This window comes from Enterobacter asburiae (assembly GCF_024599655.1).
In the GTDB taxonomy this organism is placed as follows: Bacteria; Pseudomonadota; Gammaproteobacteria; order Enterobacterales; family Enterobacteriaceae; genus Enterobacter; species Enterobacter asburiae_D.
This window is the reverse complement of the sequence record NZ_CP102247.1, coordinates 3,194,172-3,210,306: the sequence shown is the minus strand read 5'-3', so window position 1 is coordinate 3,210,306 and position 16,135 is coordinate 3,194,172. Positions and strand designations below refer to the sequence as shown.

The 16,135-nt window shown below is 61.6% G+C and carries 20 protein-coding genes; all 20 read left to right on the top strand.

Going from position 1 to position 16,135, the window contains the following annotated elements:
• Positions 1-94 precede the first annotated feature (94 nt).
• From NQ230_RS15385 to cobC, 20 genes are read left to right on the top strand one after another with little or no spacing between them, the layout of a single operon-like run.
• Entirely contained in the window at positions 95-1,474 is a 1,380-nt protein-coding gene (locus NQ230_RS15385) for a cobyrinic acid a,c-diamide synthase CobB (protein ID WP_257258115.1), read from the top strand.
• Entirely contained in the window at positions 1,471-2,430 is a 960-nt protein-coding gene (gene cbiB, locus NQ230_RS15380; protein WP_121425797.1) for an adenosylcobinamide-phosphate synthase CbiB, read from the top strand. The genes NQ230_RS15385 and cbiB overlap by 4 nt, the downstream gene beginning before the upstream one ends.
• Positions 2,431-2,442: 12 nt before the next feature.
• Entirely contained in the window at positions 2,443-3,075 is a 633-nt protein-coding gene (locus NQ230_RS15375) for a cobalt-precorrin-8 methylmutase (protein WP_047040039.1), read from the top strand.
• Positions 3,072-4,211, top strand: a complete 1,140-nt coding sequence (cbiD, locus tag NQ230_RS15370) for a cobalt-precorrin-5B (C(1))-methyltransferase CbiD (protein WP_257258114.1) — start codon at positions 3,072-3,074, stop codon at positions 4,209-4,211. The genes NQ230_RS15375 and cbiD overlap by 4 nt, the downstream gene beginning before the upstream one ends.
• Positions 4,205-4,810 (top strand): cobalt-precorrin-7 (C(5))-methyltransferase, encoded by a 606-nt coding sequence (locus NQ230_RS15365; protein ID WP_121425799.1) that lies wholly within the window; start codon positions 4,205-4,207, stop codon positions 4,808-4,810. The genes cbiD and NQ230_RS15365 overlap by 7 nt, the downstream gene beginning before the upstream one ends.
• Positions 4,800-5,369: a decarboxylating cobalt-precorrin-6B (C(15))-methyltransferase gene (locus NQ230_RS15360; RefSeq protein WP_257258113.1), complete on the top strand. Its 570-nt coding sequence runs from the start codon at positions 4,800-4,802 to the stop codon at positions 5,367-5,369. The genes NQ230_RS15365 and NQ230_RS15360 overlap by 11 nt, the downstream gene beginning before the upstream one ends.
• On the top strand, positions 5,362-6,135 hold the full coding sequence (locus tag NQ230_RS15355) for a cobalt-precorrin-4 methyltransferase (protein WP_024907721.1): 774 nt from the start codon (positions 5,362-5,364) through the stop codon (positions 6,133-6,135). Before NQ230_RS15360 ends, NQ230_RS15355 begins: the two co-directional genes overlap by 8 nt.
• The gene (gene cbiG, locus NQ230_RS15350) at positions 6,116-7,171 is read left to right on the top strand and encodes a cobalt-precorrin 5A hydrolase (RefSeq protein WP_257258112.1); all 1,056 of its coding nucleotides are present in this window, start codon (positions 6,116-6,118) and stop codon (positions 7,169-7,171) included. Before NQ230_RS15355 ends, cbiG begins: the two co-directional genes overlap by 20 nt.
• Positions 7,171-7,896, top strand: coding sequence for a precorrin-3B C(17)-methyltransferase (locus NQ230_RS15345; RefSeq protein ID WP_193940066.1), 726 nt, complete (start codon positions 7,171-7,173; stop codon positions 7,894-7,896). Before cbiG ends, NQ230_RS15345 begins: the two co-directional genes overlap by 1 nt.
• Entirely contained in the window at positions 7,893-8,678 is a 786-nt protein-coding gene (locus NQ230_RS15340; RefSeq protein ID WP_257258111.1) for a cobalt-precorrin-6A reductase, read from the top strand. Before NQ230_RS15345 ends, NQ230_RS15340 begins: the two co-directional genes overlap by 4 nt.
• Before the next feature lie 10 nt (positions 8,679-8,688).
• Positions 8,689-9,483: a sirohydrochlorin cobaltochelatase gene (gene cbiK / locus NQ230_RS15335; protein WP_257258110.1), complete on the top strand. Its 795-nt coding sequence runs from the start codon at positions 8,689-8,691 to the stop codon at positions 9,481-9,483.
• The gene (locus NQ230_RS15330; protein ID WP_257258109.1) at positions 9,480-10,193 is read left to right on the top strand and encodes a cobalt-factor II C(20)-methyltransferase; all 714 of its coding nucleotides are present in this window, start codon (positions 9,480-9,482) and stop codon (positions 10,191-10,193) included. The genes cbiK and NQ230_RS15330 overlap by 4 nt, the downstream gene beginning before the upstream one ends.
• Positions 10,190-10,927 (top strand): cobalt ECF transporter S component CbiM, encoded by a 738-nt coding sequence (gene cbiM, locus NQ230_RS15325; protein ID WP_159513820.1) that lies wholly within the window; start codon positions 10,190-10,192, stop codon positions 10,925-10,927. The genes NQ230_RS15330 and cbiM overlap by 4 nt, the downstream gene beginning before the upstream one ends.
• A 1-nt stretch (position 10,928) precedes the next feature.
• The gene (locus tag NQ230_RS15320; RefSeq protein WP_148242572.1) at positions 10,929-11,210 is read left to right on the top strand and encodes an energy-coupling factor ABC transporter substrate-binding protein; all 282 of its coding nucleotides are present in this window, start codon (positions 10,929-10,931) and stop codon (positions 11,208-11,210) included.
• A complete protein-coding gene (locus NQ230_RS15315) occupies positions 11,197-11,874 on the top strand; it encodes an energy-coupling factor ABC transporter transmembrane protein (RefSeq protein WP_159515610.1) in 678 nt (225 codons plus the stop codon). The genes NQ230_RS15320 and NQ230_RS15315 overlap by 14 nt, the downstream gene beginning before the upstream one ends.
• 11 nt (positions 11,875-11,885) lie before the next feature.
• Positions 11,886-12,704, top strand: coding sequence for an energy-coupling factor ABC transporter ATP-binding protein (locus NQ230_RS15310; RefSeq protein ID WP_159513821.1), 819 nt, complete (start codon positions 11,886-11,888; stop codon positions 12,702-12,704).
• The gene (locus NQ230_RS15305; RefSeq protein ID WP_257258108.1) at positions 12,701-14,224 is read left to right on the top strand and encodes a cobyric acid synthase; all 1,524 of its coding nucleotides are present in this window, start codon (positions 12,701-12,703) and stop codon (positions 14,222-14,224) included. Before NQ230_RS15310 ends, NQ230_RS15305 begins: the two co-directional genes overlap by 4 nt.
• A complete protein-coding gene (gene cobU / locus NQ230_RS15300) occupies positions 14,221-14,772 on the top strand; it encodes a bifunctional adenosylcobinamide kinase/adenosylcobinamide-phosphate guanylyltransferase (protein WP_213821776.1) in 552 nt (183 codons plus the stop codon). Before NQ230_RS15305 ends, cobU begins: the two co-directional genes overlap by 4 nt.
• The gene (cobS, locus tag NQ230_RS15295; RefSeq protein WP_121425812.1) at positions 14,763-15,521 is read left to right on the top strand and encodes an adenosylcobinamide-GDP ribazoletransferase; all 759 of its coding nucleotides are present in this window, start codon (positions 14,763-14,765) and stop codon (positions 15,519-15,521) included. Before cobU ends, cobS begins: the two co-directional genes overlap by 10 nt.
• A gap of 3 nt (positions 15,522-15,524) precedes the next feature.
• Entirely contained in the window at positions 15,525-16,133 is a 609-nt protein-coding gene (cobC, locus tag NQ230_RS15290; protein WP_257258107.1) for an alpha-ribazole phosphatase, read from the top strand.
• Positions 16,134-16,135: the final 2 nt, after the last annotated feature.

Genomic DNA, 16,135 nt, shown 5'->3' with positions numbered 1-16,135 from the left:
GGTGGGAAGTGGGTTGTACTGATGCATCATACAGTCGAAAGACTGGGACGACGTGTATCTATACCTCCCTACCACCCTGGACAGGATCGGGGTCATGGCGGCAATGCAGCACGCGTTTGTTCTGGCAGGTACCGGAAGCGGTTGTGGTAAAACCACGGTGACGCTGGGCCTGTTGAGTCTGCTAAAACAGCGTGGGCTACGCGTCCAGCCGTACAAAGTGGGCCCTGACTATCTTGACACCGGCTGGCATACCAACGTCAGCGGTACCGCCTCCCGCAACCTCGACAGCTTTATGCTTCCTGAACCGATACTCAACGCGCTGTTTTGCGAGCATATGCAGCAGGCGGATATCGCGGTTATTGAAGGCGTGATGGGGCTGTATGACGGCTACGGCACCGATCCGAACTATTGCAGCACCGCCGCGATGGCAAAACAGCTGGGCTGTCCGGTGATTCTGCTGGTGGACGGCAAGGCGGTTTCTACGTCGATTGCCGCGACCGTAATGGGCTTTCAGCGATTCGATCCCACCCTCAATATTGCCGGGGTGATTGTCAATCGCGTCAACAGCGAGTCGCATTATCAGCTGCTCAAAACGGCCATTGAGCACTACTGCGCGGTACCCGTCCTGGGCTATGTGCCGCACGTTGAGGGCGTCGGTTTGCCCGAGCGCCATCTGGGGTTGGTCACCGCGCGGGAGTCGGTCTCGGACCCGCAGACCTGGCAAAATTTTGCCGCCATTCTCGAACGTACGCTGGATATCGGGCAACTTCTCGCGCTCAGCCAGATGGCGTCGCTGCCGCAGGGCACCTGGCCCGCGCTTCCTGACGGGGACGCCGGACTCGGGTTAACGCTTGCGATGGCCGATGACGAGGCCTTCAACTTCTATTACCCGGATAACATCACGCTGCTCGAACGTACCGGGGTCCACATTATTCGCTTTAGCCCGCTGCGCGATAGCCGTTTACCTGACTGCCAGATGGTCTGGCTCGGGGGCGGTTACCCGGAGCTGCACGCAGCACGGATTGCGGAAAACACCGCGATGCTCGCCAGCCTGCGGGAGGCGCACCGGCGCGGCGTGGCGATCTACGCCGAGTGTGGTGGGCTGATGTACCTCGGCAGCACGCTGGAGGATAGCGAAGGGGTTACCCACCGGATGGCCAATATTATCCCCGGCCACAGCAGGATGGGTAAACGGTTGACCCGTTTTGGCTACTGTGAGGCGCAGGCGCGCCAGCCCACGCTGCTGGCCGATAGCGGGGAGGTGCTGCGTGGGCATGAATTTCACTATTCCGACTTCACCCCGCAAACCCCTGCGGTGCTGGCGTGCCGCAAAGTGCGCGATGGCGTGACGATGCAGGAATGGGCGGGTGGCTGGCAGGTTGGCAACACGTTCGCGAGTTACCTGCACCTCCACTTTGCCCAACGGCCCCTGATGCTCAGCCGCTGGCTTACCGCGGCGAGGGGAGCGTTATGACCCTGCTGGCATGGTGCGTCGCGTGGCTGCTCGATGTCATCATCGGCGACCCGCAACGCTGGCCGCATCCGGTGCGCTGGATAGGCAACCTGATCAATACGGTACAGCGGGGTATTCGCCGCTGCTGTCATAGCGACGCGGCGTTACGCGTTGGCGGCGGCGTCATGTGGCTGGCGGTAGTGGGGCTGACCTGGGGCATGGCCTGGGGCGTGCTGGCGCTCGGACGGTGGGTTCATCCCTGGCTGGGCTGGGCGATTGAGGTGTGGATGATGTTTACCGTGCTGGCCGGGCGCAGCCTGGCCAACGCCGCGCGGGACGTTGAACGCCCTCTGCGGGCGGGCGACCTTGATGAAAGCCGCGAAAAGCTCTCATGGATAGTGGGGCGCGATACCTCTCAGCTTCAGCCGGAACAGATCAACCGGGCGGTGGTGGAGACCGTCGCGGAGAACACGGTCGACGGCGTTATCGCTCCGCTGTTCTTCCTCCTGCTGGGCGGTGCGCCGCTGGCGATGGCCTATAAGGCGGTGAATACCCTCGACTCAATGGTGGGCTACAAGCACGAAAAATACCGCGCAATCGGCATGGTCAGCGCCCGTATGGATGACGTGGCGAACGCAATCCCCGCGCGCCTGAGCTGGCTCTTGCTGAGCGCTGCGGCGTGGCTATGCCGCGAGTATCCCTCCCGCGCGCTGCGCGTCGGCTGGCGCGACCGCTACAACCACAGTAGCCCCAACTGCGCGTGGGCTGAAGCGACGGTTGCCGGTGCGCTGGGCATCCGGCTTGGCGGACCCAACACCTATTTTGGCCAGCGCGTGGAAAAGCCGTGGATCGGCGACGCGCTGCGCCCGATTGCGGTAGACGACATTTCCCGAACCATTCGACTGATGTGGGTTTCCTCCACCCTGGCGCTGGCGCTGTTTATGGCAGCACGCTGGCTGATGGCTGGCGCGGCCTGAGGACAAAAGACAATGCAATACATCCAGCAACCCCAGGCGATTGAAGCCAAAAGTTTCGACATCATTGGCGAAATCATTCGTGAAACGCGGCCAGAGTACCGGTTCGCCAGCCCGCTGCATGAGGCGATCGTCAAGCGGGTGATCCATACCACCGCAGATTTCGACTGGCTGGATATTCTCTGGTTTTCAGATGACGCGCTGGAGCAGCTTTGCGCGGCGCTCCGTCGCCCGTCCGTTATCTATACCGATACCACGATGGCGCTCTCCGGGATCAACAAAACGCTGCTGGCCACGTTCGGGGGCGAATGCCGCTGCTATATCAGCGACCCGCGGGTGGTGGCGCAGGCAAAAGCACAGGGAATCACCCGCTCGATGGCGGCAGTGGATATCGCGGTGACGGAAGAGAGCGAGAAGATCTTCGTTTTTGGCAACGCGCCCACGGCGCTGTTTCGCCTGCTTGAGCATGACGTTGCCGTCAGCGGCGTGGTGGGCGTTCCGGTGGGGTTTGTGGGGGCGGCGGAATCGAAAGAGGCGCTGACGCACAGCCATCTGCCCGCGATTGCGGCACTCGGGCGCAAAGGTGGCAGCAATGTGGCGGCGGCGATTGTGAACGCCATGCTCTACTACCTGCAGGGGGCGCGATGAGCGAGTCCACCTTCGATGCCCCGGTATGGCATAACGGGAAGGCATTACGTAAAGGCTTCACCACCGGTTCCTGCGCGACCGCGGCGGCGAAAGTCGCCGCGCTGATGGTGCTGCGCCAGCATCTTATTCATCAGGTCTCCATTGTGACTCCGTCCGGCGTCACGCTGTGTCTGAACGTGGAATCGCCGCACATCGAAGGGCAGCAGGCGATGGCGGCCATCCGCAAAGACGGCGGTGATGACGTCGACGCCACCCACGGCATGCTGATTTTCGCCCGCGTGACGCTCAACGACAGCGGCGAGATTACGCTGGCGGGCGGCGAGGGCGTGGGGACCGTGACGCGCAAAGGCATTGGCCTGCCCATCGGAAGCGCGGCGATCAACCGCACGCCGCGTCACACCATTGAATCCGCCGTGCGCGAGGCGATTGGCCCGACGCGCGGGGCCGACGTTGAAATCTTCGCGCCTGAAGGTGAAGAGCGGGCGCTGAAAACCTACAACTCACGCCTCGGGATCCTGGGCGGTATTTCAATCATCGGCACCACCGGGATTGTCACGCCGATGTCAGAGGAGAGCTGGAAACGCTCGCTTTCTCTGGAGCTGGAGATTAAACGCGCGGCCGGGCTGGAGCGGGTCGTGCTGGTGCCGGGCAATCATGGCGAGCGCTTTGTGCGCGAGCAGATGGGCATCGATGAAGATGTCGTGGTCACCATGAGCAACTTTGTCGGCTACATGATCGAAGAGGCGGTGCGGCTGGGGTTTCGCCAGATAGTGCTGGTCGGCCATCCCGGCAAGCTCATCAAAATTGCCGCCGGGATTTTCCACACCCACAGCCATATCGCCGATGCGCGCATGGAAACGCTGGTGGCGCATCTGGCGCTGCTCGGCGCACCGTTGGAATTACTCACCGTCGTCAGCGAGTGCGATACCACCGAAGCGGCGATGGAGCACATCGAAATCTACGGTTTTCAGACGCTTTACAGCCACCTTGCCGAACGGATCTGCCTGCGCGTAATGCAGAGGCTGCGCTTTACCAAAAATCCGCCGACCTGCGACGCCATTCTGTTTTCCTTTGATAACCAGGTGCTGGGCAGCAACCGCCCGGTCGAGGCGATTGCCCGGGAGCTGCAATGTTAACGGTCGTGGGAATGGGGCCTGCGGGATTGCGCCTGATGACGCCCGCGGCGCGTGAAGCTATCGATTGCGCCGATGCGTTGGTCGGCGGAAAACGCCATCTGCTGCAGTTCCCGGGGTTTTGCGGCGAGACGTTTGTCCTGGGCGCCAACGTTCCGGATCTGCTGGCCTGGGTTGAGGCGCGTCAGGAGAAAAAGGTGGTGATTGTGGCCTCCGGCGATCCGCTCTTTTACGGCATCGGATCGCGGATGGTGGCGCATTTCGGTATTGCGCGCGTGCGCATTATTCCCGGCATCAGCGCGGTGCAGTACCTGTGCGCGCAGGCGGGTATTGATATGAATGAGATGTGGCTCACCAGCAGCCATGGCCGCAGCGTGAATGTGGACGAGCTGGCACGGCATCGCAAAGTGGCAATGGTCACCGACAGCCGGTGCGGGCCGAAAGAGATTGCCGCACAGCTGGCGGCACGCGGTAAGGGCCATCGCTGGATGGTGATTGGCGAAAACCTGGCGATGGAAAACGAACGGATCCACTGGCTGCCCGTCAGTGAGGTCAGTGCCGACTATGAGATGAATGCGGTGGTGATCCTCGATGAAAGATGAACTGTTTCTGCGCGGCGAAACGGTGCCGATGACCAAAGAGGCGGTACGCGCGCTGGCCCTCACGAAGCTCGAGCTGCACCGCGCCAGCCACCTGATTGACGTCGGCGCGGGGACCGGGAGCGTGTCGATAGAGGCGGCGCTGCTGTTTCCCTCGCTGCGGGTGACGGCCATTGAGCGTAACCCTGCGGCTCTGCAGCTGCTTGCGGAAAATCGCCAGCATTTTGCCTGTCGCAATATCGCTATTTTGCCCGGCGTCGCGCCGTTGCCGGTGGCGGATAAGGCCGATGCGGTATTCATGGGCGGCAGCGGCGGCCATCTGACCTCGCTTATTGACTGGTCCCTGCGCCAGCTACATCCGGGCGGACGTCTGGTGATGACGTTTATCCTGCAGGAAAACCTCCATACCGCGCTGGCCCATCTGCAGCAGATCGGCCTCCAGGACATTGATTGCCTGCAAATGCAGGTCTCCGCGCTGACCCCGCTCGGCAGCGGCCACTATTTCAAACCGAATAATCCCGTTTTTGTTATCGCCTGTCAGAAGGAAGAACACCATGTCTGAGACGTTTGATTCCCGTTGCGTGTGGTTTGTAGGAGCAGGTCCCGGCGACCGTGAGCTCATCACGCTCAAGGGCTACCGGCTGCTGCAGCAGGCGCAGGTGGTTATCTATGCCGGTTCGCTTATCAACACCGAACTGCTGGCATATTGCCCGCAGGGGGCCGAATGCCACGACAGCGCGGAACTCCATTTAGAACAGATAATCGACCTGATGGCGGCGGGCGTGAAGGCCGGAAAAACGGTGGTACGTTTGCAGACCGGGGATGTCTCGCTCTACGGCTCCGTCCGCGAGCAGGGCGAAGAGCTGACCAAACGCGGCATCGCCTGGCAGGTGGTGCCCGGCGTCAGCGCCTTCCTCGGCGCCGCGGCGGAGCTTGGAGTGGAATACACCGTGCCTGAAGTCTCACAGAGCCTGATTATTACCCGCCTCGAAGGCCGCACGCCGGTGCCGGAACGTGAACAGCTTGAGTCATTTGCCAGCCATCAGACCTCAATGGCGATTTATCTCTCGGTCCAGCGTATTCACCGGGTGGCGGAACGCCTGATTGAGGGCGGTTATCCGGCCACCACGCCCGTTGCCGTCATTTATAAAGCGACCTGGCCGGAAAGCCACACCGTACGCGGCACGCTGGCGGATATCGCCGACAAAGTACGCGAGGCGGGGATCCGCAAAACGGCGCTCATTCTGGTCGGGAAGTTCCTCGGCGAGGAGTATCACTACTCAAAACTCTATGCCGCGGATTTTAGCCATGAATACCGTAAAGCCTGAGTCCATCGCGCTGTTTTGCCTGACGCCGGGCGGCGTGCGGCTGGCGAAGCGCCTGGCGGCGATGCTGCCGGTCACCTGCTTTACCAGCGAGCGCCTGCAGGAAGAGGGCTTTGTCTCCTTCGACGGCGGCTTGTCCCCGGCAGTTCGCGAGGCGTTCACCCACTATCCGGCGCTGGTTTTTATCGGCGCAACCGGCATTGCGGTGCGCGTCCTGGCACCGCTCATCCACGACAAGCTGAGCGACCCGGCGGTGGTGGTGATCGACGAGCGCGGGCAGCACGTGATTAGCCTGCTTTCCGGCCATGCTGGCGGGGCGAATGCGCTGACCCGCTGTCTGGCGGGAATGCTGGGGGCGGACCCGGTGATTACCACCGCCACGGACGTCAACGAGATGGCCGCGCTGGATACCCTTGCCTTCCAGCTGAATGCCCGAATGAGCGATTTCCGAACGTCGGTAAAAATCGTCAACCAGATGCTGGTGAGCCATCAGCGGGTAGGGCTGTGGTGGGATGCGGAACTCGACGACGACGTCAGTCGGTGCGATCGGCGCGGGTTTATCACCGTGAGCGACCTGCAGCATCGCCCGGAACTGGATGCGCTGGTCTGTATCACGCTGCGCAACGCGCTGCCGGAACTGCCGTTGCCGCACTGGAAGCTGGTCCCTCAGCGGGTCGTGGCGGGCATCGGCTGTCGACGCGACACGCCGTTTCCGCTGCTGGCGACCCTGCTGGCGCGTCAGCTTGAGGCGCAGCAGTTCGATCCGCTGGCGCTGAAAGCGATTGGCAGCGTCTCCCTTAAAAAAGACGAGGCGGGCCTGCTTCAGCTTGCCGCCTGCTGGGGCGTGCCGTTTGAAACCTTTACCGCTGACGCGCTGCGTGAGCACGAACATCGCTTTCCGGCTTCACCGTTTGTACGCCAGACGGTTGGGGTAGGGAGCGTCTCGGGACCGGCAGCGTGGCTGCTGAGCCATGGGCAGCTACGAGGAGAAACCCTGCGAGAACAGGGCGTCACTATCACTTTGGGAGTTTCACACTGATGTTAACCGTAATTGGAATCGGCCCTGGCTCGCAGGCCATGATGACCATGGAAGCCGTAGACGCGCTGCAGGCGGCAGAAATCATCGTTGGCTACAAAACCTACACCCATCTGGTGAAGGCCTTCACCGGCGACAAACAGGTGATCAAAACCGGTATGTGCAAAGAGATTGAACGCTGTCAGGCGGCGATCGAGCTGGCGCAGGCCGGGCATAACGTCGCGCTTATCAGCAGCGGCGACGCCGGTATTTATGGGATGGCGGGGCTGGTGCTGGAGCTGGTCAGCAGGCAGAAGCTGGACGTTGAGGTTCGCCTGATCCCTGGGATGACGGCCAGTATCGCCGCCGCGTCTCTGCTTGGCGCGCCGCTGATGCACGATTTTTGCCACATTAGCCTGAGCGATCTGCTGACGCCGTGGCCGGTCATCGAAAAACGCATTGTCGCCGCGGGAGAAGCGGACTTCGTCATCTGCTTCTATAACCCGCGCAGCCGGGGTCGCGAGGGCCATCTGGCGCGGGCGTTTGAGCTGCTGTCCGCCAGCAAAAGCCCGCAAACGCCGGTAGGGGTCGTGAAGTCTGCCGGGCGTAAAAAGCAGGAGAAGTGGCTGACCACCCTGGGCGACATGGACTTTGAGCCGGTCGATATGACAAGCCTGGTGATCGTCGGAAATAAGGCCACTTACGTTCAGGAGGGGCTGATGATCACCCCCCGGGGCTATGTGCTGTGAACTATGGCGACGTGCTGGTCATGGGCGGCACCAGCGACGCCCGCGCGATCTGCCAGCAGCTGGATGCGGCGGGCGTGCCCTACACCCTGTCGGTGGCGACGCCCACCGGGCAGCGGCTGGCGGGCGACATTAACGGCCGGGTGCGCTGTGGGCGCCTGGAGCCGCAGCAGATGGTTGACTGGCTTGCGCAAAACAGGACCCGCTGGGTGATTGACGCATCGCATCCCTACGCCGAGGTGGTCAGCCGCAACATCCTGACGGCCTGTGAAGCGGTGGGCGTGTTGCTTAGCCGCTATCAGCGCCCCGAACAGCTCAGCGAGCTGACGCATCCGCTGCTCTACAGCGTGCCGGGAATTGACGAGGCTTGCGACATCGCGCGGCGGCTGGGCGAACGCGTGCTGTTGACCACCGGCAGTAAAGATCTGGCGCGCTGGCGCGCCGGGCTGCCGGAGAAAACGCTGCTGGCCCGGGTGCTGCCGGTGCCCGAGGTCCTTGAGCAATGCGCCGGGCTTGGCTTTGGCGTTACCGAGATCTTCGCTCTGTGCGGGCCCTTCAGCGCTGAGTTTAACGCGGCGTTTTATCGCCAGTGCCGGGCTGACGTGATGATCACCAAAGCGTCCGGTGCGGAAGGCGGCTATCGGGAAAAGGTTCAACCCTGTCTGGATGCGGGCATCCCCTGCATCGTGATTACACGCCCGGCGCCGCTGGTGACGGGAGAAGAGTTACTGGAAAGTCAGGCCGCATTCGCCGGGCGTTTAGCCCGCTGGCTGGCCGCTGCTTAAGGAGTTTGAGATGAAAAAGGCGCTTCTGGTGGTCAGCTTTGGTACCAGCTACCACGATACCTGCGAGAAAAACATTGTAGCCTGCGAGCGTGCGCTTGCGGAAAGCTGCCCTGACCGCGAGCCGTTTCGGGCATTCACCTCCGGGATGATTATTCGCAAGCTCAAACAGCGTGACGGCATAGAGATCGATACGCCGCTGCAGGCGCTGAAAAAGCTTGCGGCTCAGGGATATCAGGACGTGGCGATCCAGTCCCTGCACATCATCAACGGCGATGAGTACGAGAAAATCGTCCGGGAAGTGCAGAGCCTGCGCCCGCTGTTTACCCGCCTGACGCTGGGAGTACCGCTGCTGAGCAGCCACGACGATTACGCGCAGCTGATGCGCGCGTTGCAACAGCAGATGCCGACGCTTGGGGCCACGGAAAAAGTGGTGTTTATGGGCCACGGCGCCAGCCATCACGCCTTTGCGGCCTATGCCTGCCTCGACCACATGATGATGGTCCAGGGCTTCCCGGCCCGCGTCGGCGCGGTAGAGAGCTATCCGGAAGTCGACATCCTGATTGAGAGCCTCGGTAGAGAAGGCGTCACCGCCGTGCATCTGATGCCGCTAATGCTGGTGGCGGGCGATCACGCCATTAACGATATGGCCTCTGACGACGAGGACTCCTGGAAGACGTTGTTTAACGCCGCCGGGATCCCGGCAACGCCGTGGCTGAGCGGGCTGGGAGAAAACCCGGCGGTGCGCACGATGTTCGTTGCCCATCTCCAGCAGGCGCTGAGCGTGGCGATGGAGGAGGCAGCATGAGCGGCAAACTGTACGCCCTGAGTACCGGGCCGGGCGCACCGGACCTCATCACCGTGCGCGCCTCACGGATCCTCGGTTCGCTGGATATTCTCTACGCCCCGGCGGGCCGCAAGGGCGGCGATAGCCTGGCGCTTTCTATCGTCCGGACGTTTATCGGTGAACAAACCGAAATCCGCTGCTGCCACTTTCCCATGAGCGCCGACAGCGCCGAAAAGGAGGCGGTGTGGGATGCGGTGGCCGACGCGTTAGTGACGGAGGTGAACGCCGGAAAACAGGTTGGTTTTATCACCCTGGGCGACGCCATGCTGTTCAGCACCTGGGTGTTCTTACTTCAGCGCATCGGCAGTCCGGACTGGCTGGAAATTGTGCCTGGCGTGACGTCGTTTGCCGCGATTGCCGCGCGGTCCAAAACGCCGCTGGCGATGGAACAGCAGTCGCTGGCGGTGATCGCCTGTACCGCGCCGGAAGCGGAAATTGCGCAGGCGCTGCAGCAGCACGACAGCCTGGTGCTGATGAAGGTCTATGGCCGGTTTGCGCGCATTAAAGCGCTGCTGAGGCAGGCCGGGCTGCTTAACTGCGCGCTGATGATGTCAGAGGCCACGCTCCCCGGCGAGCAGTGCTGGCGGCATCTGGATGAGGTTGCTGACGACCAGCCGTTACCCTATTTCTCGACCATTCTGGTCAACAAACAGTGGGAGTATGCCCGATGAAACTTGAACAACAGCTTAAACAGCTGTCACTCAGCGGTCTGGCGGCGGCGCTATTGCTGATGGTGGTGCCGGAGCAGGCGTTCGCGATGCACATCATGGAAGGATTTTTACCGCCGATGTGGGCGCTGGCGTGGTGGCTGATCTTCTTACCGTGCCTGTGGTACGGGCTGGTACGCCTGCGCCGTATCGTGCAGGAGGATAGCCACCAGAAAGTTCTGCTGGCGCTGTGCGGGGCGTTTATTTTCGTGCTGTCGGCGCTGAAGATCCCCTCGGTGACCGGCAGTTGCTCGCACCCGACCGGCGTGGGGCTCGCCGTGATTCTGTTCGGGCCGGGCGTCGTCGCCATTCTCGGCGCCATCGTGCTGCTTTTTCAGGCGCTGCTGCTGGCGCACGGCGGGTTAACCACGCTTGGCGCGAACGGCATGTCGATGGCGGTGATTGGGCCGGTTGTCGGGTACATGGTGTGGAAAATGGCCTGCCGCGCCGGGCTCCGTCGTGACGTCGGGGTATTTTTGTGCGCGATGCTGGCGGATCTGGTGACCTATTTTGTCACCTCGGTCCAGCTTGGCGCGGCGTTCCCGGACCCGGCGACGGGTGCCGCGGGCTCGATGGTGAAATTCATGGGCATTTTCTGCCTGACGCAGATCCCCATCGCCATCGCGGAGGGGCTGTTAACCGTCATGATTTATGACCAGTTGACCAAACGTCAGCTGATTACCGCACAAGGACACTGAGATGAAAAAGACGCTGATGCTGTTGGCGATGGTGCTTGCCCTGATCGTACTGCCATTTTTTATCGATCACGGTGGGGAATTTGGCGGCTCGGATGGCGAAGCCGAAAACCAGATTCAGGTTGTGGCGCCTGATTACACGCCGTGGTTCACGCCGCTCTATGAGCCCGCCAGCGGCGAAATTGAAAGCCTGCTGTTTACGCTTCAGGGGTCCATTGGCGCAGCGGTGATTTTCTATATTTTGGGCTACACCAAAGGCAGACAGCGCCGTGATGACCGGGCTTGACAGGCTTAGCTACCAGAGCCGCTGGGCTCACGTAGCGCCGGAACGCAAGTTTCTGCTCTGGCTGGCGCTGATGATGCTGGCGTTTGCGCTGCCGCCGCTGGGGCAGGGGATCGTCCTGGCGTTGACGGCGGGACTGACCTGCTGGCTGCTGCGGATGACCTTCTGGCGCTGGTGCCGCTGGATGGCGCTGCCGTTTGGCTTTCTGCTGGTCGGCGTGCTGACGATCCTCTTTAGCGTCACCCGCGACCCGCACACGCTGGCGGCAGGCGTCCCGGTGGGGCACTACTGGCTGGGGATAACCGCGTCCGGGCTGACCGTTGCCAATGAAACCTTCTGGCGCAGCCTTGCCGCGCTGGCGGCGACCTTCTGGCTGGTGCTGAACCTGCCGTTTCCGCAGCTGATAGTGCTGCTTAAGCGGGCGCGCGTGCCGCGCCTGCTCACCGAGCAGATCCTGCTGACCTGGCGCTTTATTTTTATTCTGTTAGACGAAGCGCTGGCGATTCACCGCGCGCAGACGCTGCGTTTTGGCTATCGTAGCCTGCCAAAAGGCTATCGCTCGCTGGCGATGCTGGTCGGTTTGCTGTTCACCCGGGTGCTGATTCGCTATCAGCAGATGGCGACCACGCTGGATATTAAACTCTACCAGGGTGATTTTCCCCTGTAAGGAATCGCACCATGCTGACCACCGCCGATCTCTGGTTTCGCTATCAGGAGGCGCAGGTACTCAAAGGGCTGACGCTGGATTTTTCGACCCATCCGGTCACCGGGCTGGTCGGGGCTAACGGCTGCGGAAAGTCGACGTTATTTATGAACCTGAGCGGCCTGCTGAGGCCGCAGCAGGGTGCGGTGCTGTGGCAGGGGAAGCCGCTGGACTACAGCAAGCGCGGACTGCTGGCGCTTCGTCAGCAGGTCGCGACGGTGTTTCAGGATCCCGATCAGCAGATCTTTTATACCGATATTGATAGCGACATCGCCTTCAGCCTGCGCAACCTGGGCGTGGCGGAACCGGAGATTGCGCGGCGCGTGGACGATGCGCTGACGCTGGTCGACGCGCAGCGTTTTCGCCAGCAGCCGATCCAGTGCCTGAGCCACGGGCAAAAGAAGCGGGTCGCCATTGCCGGGGCATTGGTGCTGGGGGCGCGCTATCTTCTGTTGGACGAGCCCACGGCCGGGCTTGATCCTTCAGGACGCACGCAGATGATCGAGATTATCAGGCGCATTGTGGCGCAGGGGAACCACGTGGTGATCTCCAGTCATGATATTGATCTGATTTACGAAGTCAGCGATGCCGTCTACGTGCTGCGCCAGGGAGAAGTGCTGGCGCACGGCGCGCCGGGTGAGGTCTTTGCCCGCGGCGAACTGATTGAACGGGCCGGATTAACGCAGCCCTGGCTCGTCAAGCTGCACGCGGAGCTTGGCCTGCCGTTATGTAAAACCGAAGATGAATTTTTCAGCCGTATGCGACAAAAAAACGTAATGAAGGAGGCCTCATGACGCAGGCAATTATGTTGCAGGGTACCGCTTCTGACGTGGGCAAGAGCGTCCTGGTGGCGGGGCTGTGCCGGATTTTCTATCAGGATGGCCTGCGTACCGCACCGTTTAAGTCGCAGAATATGGCGCTCAACTCCGGTATCACGCCGGAGGGAAAAGAGATGGGCCGCGCGCAGATATTTCAGGCTGAGGCAGCGGGGATTACGCCGGACGTACGGATGAATCCGGTGCTGTTAAAACCGACCAGCGACCGTAAAGCGCAGGTGGTGCTGATGGGACAGGTGGCAACCGATATGGACGCGGTCAGCTACCACGAGTACAAACCGCGCCTGCGGGAGCAGATCCGCGACGTCTATAACAGCCTGGCCGGAGAGTATGACGTGCTGGTGCTGGAAGGGGCGGGCAGCCCGGCGGAGATTAACCTGCGCGATCGCGATATCGTCAACATGGGAATGGCCGAAATGGCGCAGTGCCCGGTGATCCTCGTGGCGGACATTGACAGAGGCGGCGTCTTTGCCGCCATCTACGGCACGCTGGCGCTTTTGCACGATCGCGAGCGGGCGCGGGTGAAAGGGGTCATCATCAATAAATTTCGTGGCGATGTTGCGCTGCTTTACTCGGGTATTGAGCAGATAGAAAACCTGACCGGCGTGCCGGTGCTGGGCGTTATGCCGTGGCTGGAGGTGGATCTGGAAGACGAAGACGGCGTGGCGCTGCAAAAGGGAAAATACCTGCGAACCGCCCAGCGCGATATCGACATTGCCGTGGTGCAGATACCGCATATCTCCAACTTCACCGATTTTAACGCGCTGGCGGCGCAGCCCGATGTTCGCGTGCGCTATGTCCGTTACCCTCAGGAGCTGGCGGGGGCTGACCTCGTGATTCTACCCGGCAGTAAAAATACGCTGGGCGATCTGGTCTGGCTGCGGGAAAGCGGCATGGCGCACGCGGTGCTCCAGTCCCACCAGCAGAACGTGCCCGTCATGGGCATTTGCGGCGGCTACCAGATGCTTGGCGACACCATCATTGATGAGGTGGAGTCGGGGCTGGGAACCCAGCCGGGGCTGGGGCTGCTCCATACCGTGACCCGCTTCGCGCAGCGAAAAACCACGACGCAGGTCTCGGCGCAGATGGCGTCGGCGCTCCCGGCGTGGCTTAAGTCGGCGGCGGGCATTAAGGTGCAGGGCTACGAGATCCATATGGGAGAGACCCAACTGACATCCGACGATAGCCCGGCGCTGTTTCTGGAAAAAGAGGGCGAGCGCATAGCGGACGGCGCCATCAGCGCTGACGGGCAGGTGATAGGGACCTATCTCCACGGGTTATTCGATAACGATGCCTTCACGCGCGCGATGGTGGACGGCCTACGCCAGCGCAAAGGGCTGGCGCCCTTAGACGTTGCGGTCGATTATGCGGGCTACAAAGCGCAACAGTTTGATATCCTGGCGAGCGCGATGAGAGAACATATTGATATTAAAAAGATCTATCAAATAATGCGGGAGCATCAGGAGGAAGGCGCATGATTTTGGTCACCGGAGGCGCGCGCAGCGGGAAAAGTGCGCACGTCGAACAGCTGGCGGCGGCGCAGTGCGAGCGCGTGCTGTATATCGCGACGTCGGTGATTACCGATGAAGAGATGGCGCTGCGCGTTGACAGGCACCGCGCCCAGCGCCCTGCGCACTGGCGAACCTGGGAAGGGTATCGCGATCTGGGCGACGTGATTCGCCATCAGGTGCAGCCGGGCGAAGGCGTGGTTCTGGAATGCGTCACTACCCTGTTGTCGAACCTGCTCTATGACGCCAGCGGCGGCGCTTCGCCGGAAACCCTCGATTTTTCCGCGCTTGAGGCGGTGCTGCAACAGCAGGTGGACGACCTGATTGCGGCCTGCCAGCAGTCGGCGGCGCCGGTTTATATTGTGACCAACGAGCTGGGCATGAGCATCACGCCGGAGAATCGGCTGGCGCGTCATTTTGTAGATATTGCCGGTCGCGCGAACCAAAGGCTGGCGCGGGCGGCGCAGGAAGTGTGGCTGGTTGTCTCGGGAATTGGAGTGAAGATTAAATGCCGTTAAAAATGCTGTGGGCGACGCTGGGATTTATTACCCGCATTCCGGTGCCGCAAAAATGGAGCGACGGCGTTGAATTTTCGCAGTATGGCCGTGGCGTTCCCTGGTTTCCCGTGGTGGGCCTGATCGTTGGCGTCCTGGCCGCCTTAGGCTATCTGGCGGTGAGCCAGACCGGCGGGGGCATCTATATCGGCGCGGTCGCCTGGGTACTGGCGCTGGTGCTGCTGACCGGCGGGTTTCATCTGGACGGCCTGGCGGACACCTGCGATGGCGTTTTTTCTGCCCGCACCCGCGAACGGATGCTTGAGATTATGCGCGATAGCCGGTTGGGGACCTACGGCGGTCTGGCTATCGTATTCTGCATTCTTATCAAGGTCGCAGCGGTGATTTCCCTGGCTCACCTTCCGGTTAATACCCTGTTTGCGCTGCTGGTGTGCGCGCCGATCGTCGGGCGAACGGGAATGGTGTTGGTCATGTACCGGCAGCACTATGCGCGCGAAGGTGCAGGAATGGCAAACGCCTATCTCGGCCATATCAGCGGCAAAGAGACGGTCATCACCCTCTGCATCGGCGTGGCGCTCGTGGGGCTGCTGGCGGGGATGCAGGGGCTGGTCGCCAGCGTCATCACCTGGATTGTCGTCAACGCCGTAAAGACCTTTTTAAGCCGCCGACTGAACGGGCTGACGGGGGATACCCTGGGCGCGATGGAAGAGATCGGCGAAATGGTCTTCCTGCTGTCGCTTCTGTGGGTCTGATGTATGCGCATATTTCTGGTCCGGCACGGACAAACAGCCGCTAACGTCAGCGGCGTATTTTACGGGAGCACCGATCTGTCGCTCTCGCCGCAGGGTATTACGCAAAGCCAGCGTGTTGCCGGGTACCTGTCCGGCGTCGCGTTCGGGCACACGCGCGTCAGCGCGCTCCAGCGTTCGCAGCAAACGGCGCGGCTTATCGTGCCGACAGCCGATGATGTCCATGTTGATGCGCGACTTAACGAGCTGGATTTTGGCGAATGGGAGATGCGGCACTTCAGCAATATCGAAAAAGAAAGTCCCGCGTCGTGGCAGCGCTGGATGAATGACTGGCAAAACGCCACGCCCGACGGCGGCGAGGCCTTCCCGCATTTCGCCGCGCGCGTCAGGGCGGCGGCGGACGAGATGAGTCAGCTTCAGCAGGGCGAAGACACGCTCATTGTGGCGCATCAGGGCGTGCTGAGCCTGCTGCTGGCAACCTGGTTAGGGATGCCCGTGGCGGCGATGTGGCATTTCCCGTTCAGTCACGATGCCTACACGGTCGTTGAAAATCGGGCCGGGTATTGGGTGTTACGGGTATTTAATGGCAAAAGCGTTTGGCAAACAGAAGAGTGAGG

Excerpts from the sequence above, each read along its gene's own strand:
- NQ230_RS15375 (WP_047040039.1), top strand. The coding sequence starts at position 2,443 with ATGCAATACATCCAGCAACCCCAGGCGATTGAAGCCAAAAGTTTCGAC.
- NQ230_RS15345 (WP_193940066.1), top strand. The coding sequence starts at position 7,171 with ATGTTAACCGTAATTGGAATCGGCCCTGGCTCGCAGGCCATGATGACC.
- NQ230_RS15355 (WP_024907721.1), top strand. The coding sequence starts at position 5,362 with ATGTCTGAGACGTTTGATTCCCGTTGCGTGTGGTTTGTAGGAGCAGGT.
- cbiM (WP_159513820.1), top strand. The coding sequence starts at position 10,190 with ATGAAACTTGAACAACAGCTTAAACAGCTGTCACTCAGCGGTCTGGCG.
- NQ230_RS15305 (WP_257258108.1), top strand. The coding sequence starts at position 12,701 with ATGACGCAGGCAATTATGTTGCAGGGTACCGCTTCTGACGTGGGCAAG.
- cobC (WP_257258107.1), top strand. The coding sequence starts at position 15,525 with ATGCGCATATTTCTGGTCCGGCACGGACAAACAGCCGCTAACGTCAGC.
- cobS (WP_121425812.1), top strand. The coding sequence starts at position 14,763 with ATGCCGTTAAAAATGCTGTGGGCGACGCTGGGATTTATTACCCGCATT.
- NQ230_RS15330 (WP_257258109.1), top strand. The coding sequence starts at position 9,480 with ATGAGCGGCAAACTGTACGCCCTGAGTACCGGGCCGGGCGCACCGGAC.
- cbiG (WP_257258112.1), top strand. The coding sequence starts at position 6,116 with ATGAATACCGTAAAGCCTGAGTCCATCGCGCTGTTTTGCCTGACGCCG.
- NQ230_RS15360 (WP_257258113.1), top strand. The coding sequence starts at position 4,800 with ATGAAAGATGAACTGTTTCTGCGCGGCGAAACGGTGCCGATGACCAAA.
- NQ230_RS15385 (WP_257258115.1), top strand. The coding sequence starts at position 95 with ATGGCGGCAATGCAGCACGCGTTTGTTCTGGCAGGTACCGGAAGCGGT.
- NQ230_RS15320 (WP_148242572.1), top strand. The coding sequence starts at position 10,929 with ATGAAAAAGACGCTGATGCTGTTGGCGATGGTGCTTGCCCTGATCGTA.
- NQ230_RS15365 (WP_121425799.1), top strand. The coding sequence starts at position 4,205 with ATGTTAACGGTCGTGGGAATGGGGCCTGCGGGATTGCGCCTGATGACG.
- cbiD (WP_257258114.1), top strand. The coding sequence starts at position 3,072 with ATGAGCGAGTCCACCTTCGATGCCCCGGTATGGCATAACGGGAAGGCA.
- cbiK (WP_257258110.1), top strand. The coding sequence starts at position 8,689 with ATGAAAAAGGCGCTTCTGGTGGTCAGCTTTGGTACCAGCTACCACGAT.
- NQ230_RS15315 (WP_159515610.1), top strand. The coding sequence starts at position 11,197 with ATGACCGGGCTTGACAGGCTTAGCTACCAGAGCCGCTGGGCTCACGTA.
- cbiB (WP_121425797.1), top strand. The coding sequence starts at position 1,471 with ATGACCCTGCTGGCATGGTGCGTCGCGTGGCTGCTCGATGTCATCATC.
- NQ230_RS15310 (WP_159513821.1), top strand. The coding sequence starts at position 11,886 with ATGCTGACCACCGCCGATCTCTGGTTTCGCTATCAGGAGGCGCAGGTA.
- cobU (WP_213821776.1), top strand. The coding sequence starts at position 14,221 with ATGATTTTGGTCACCGGAGGCGCGCGCAGCGGGAAAAGTGCGCACGTC.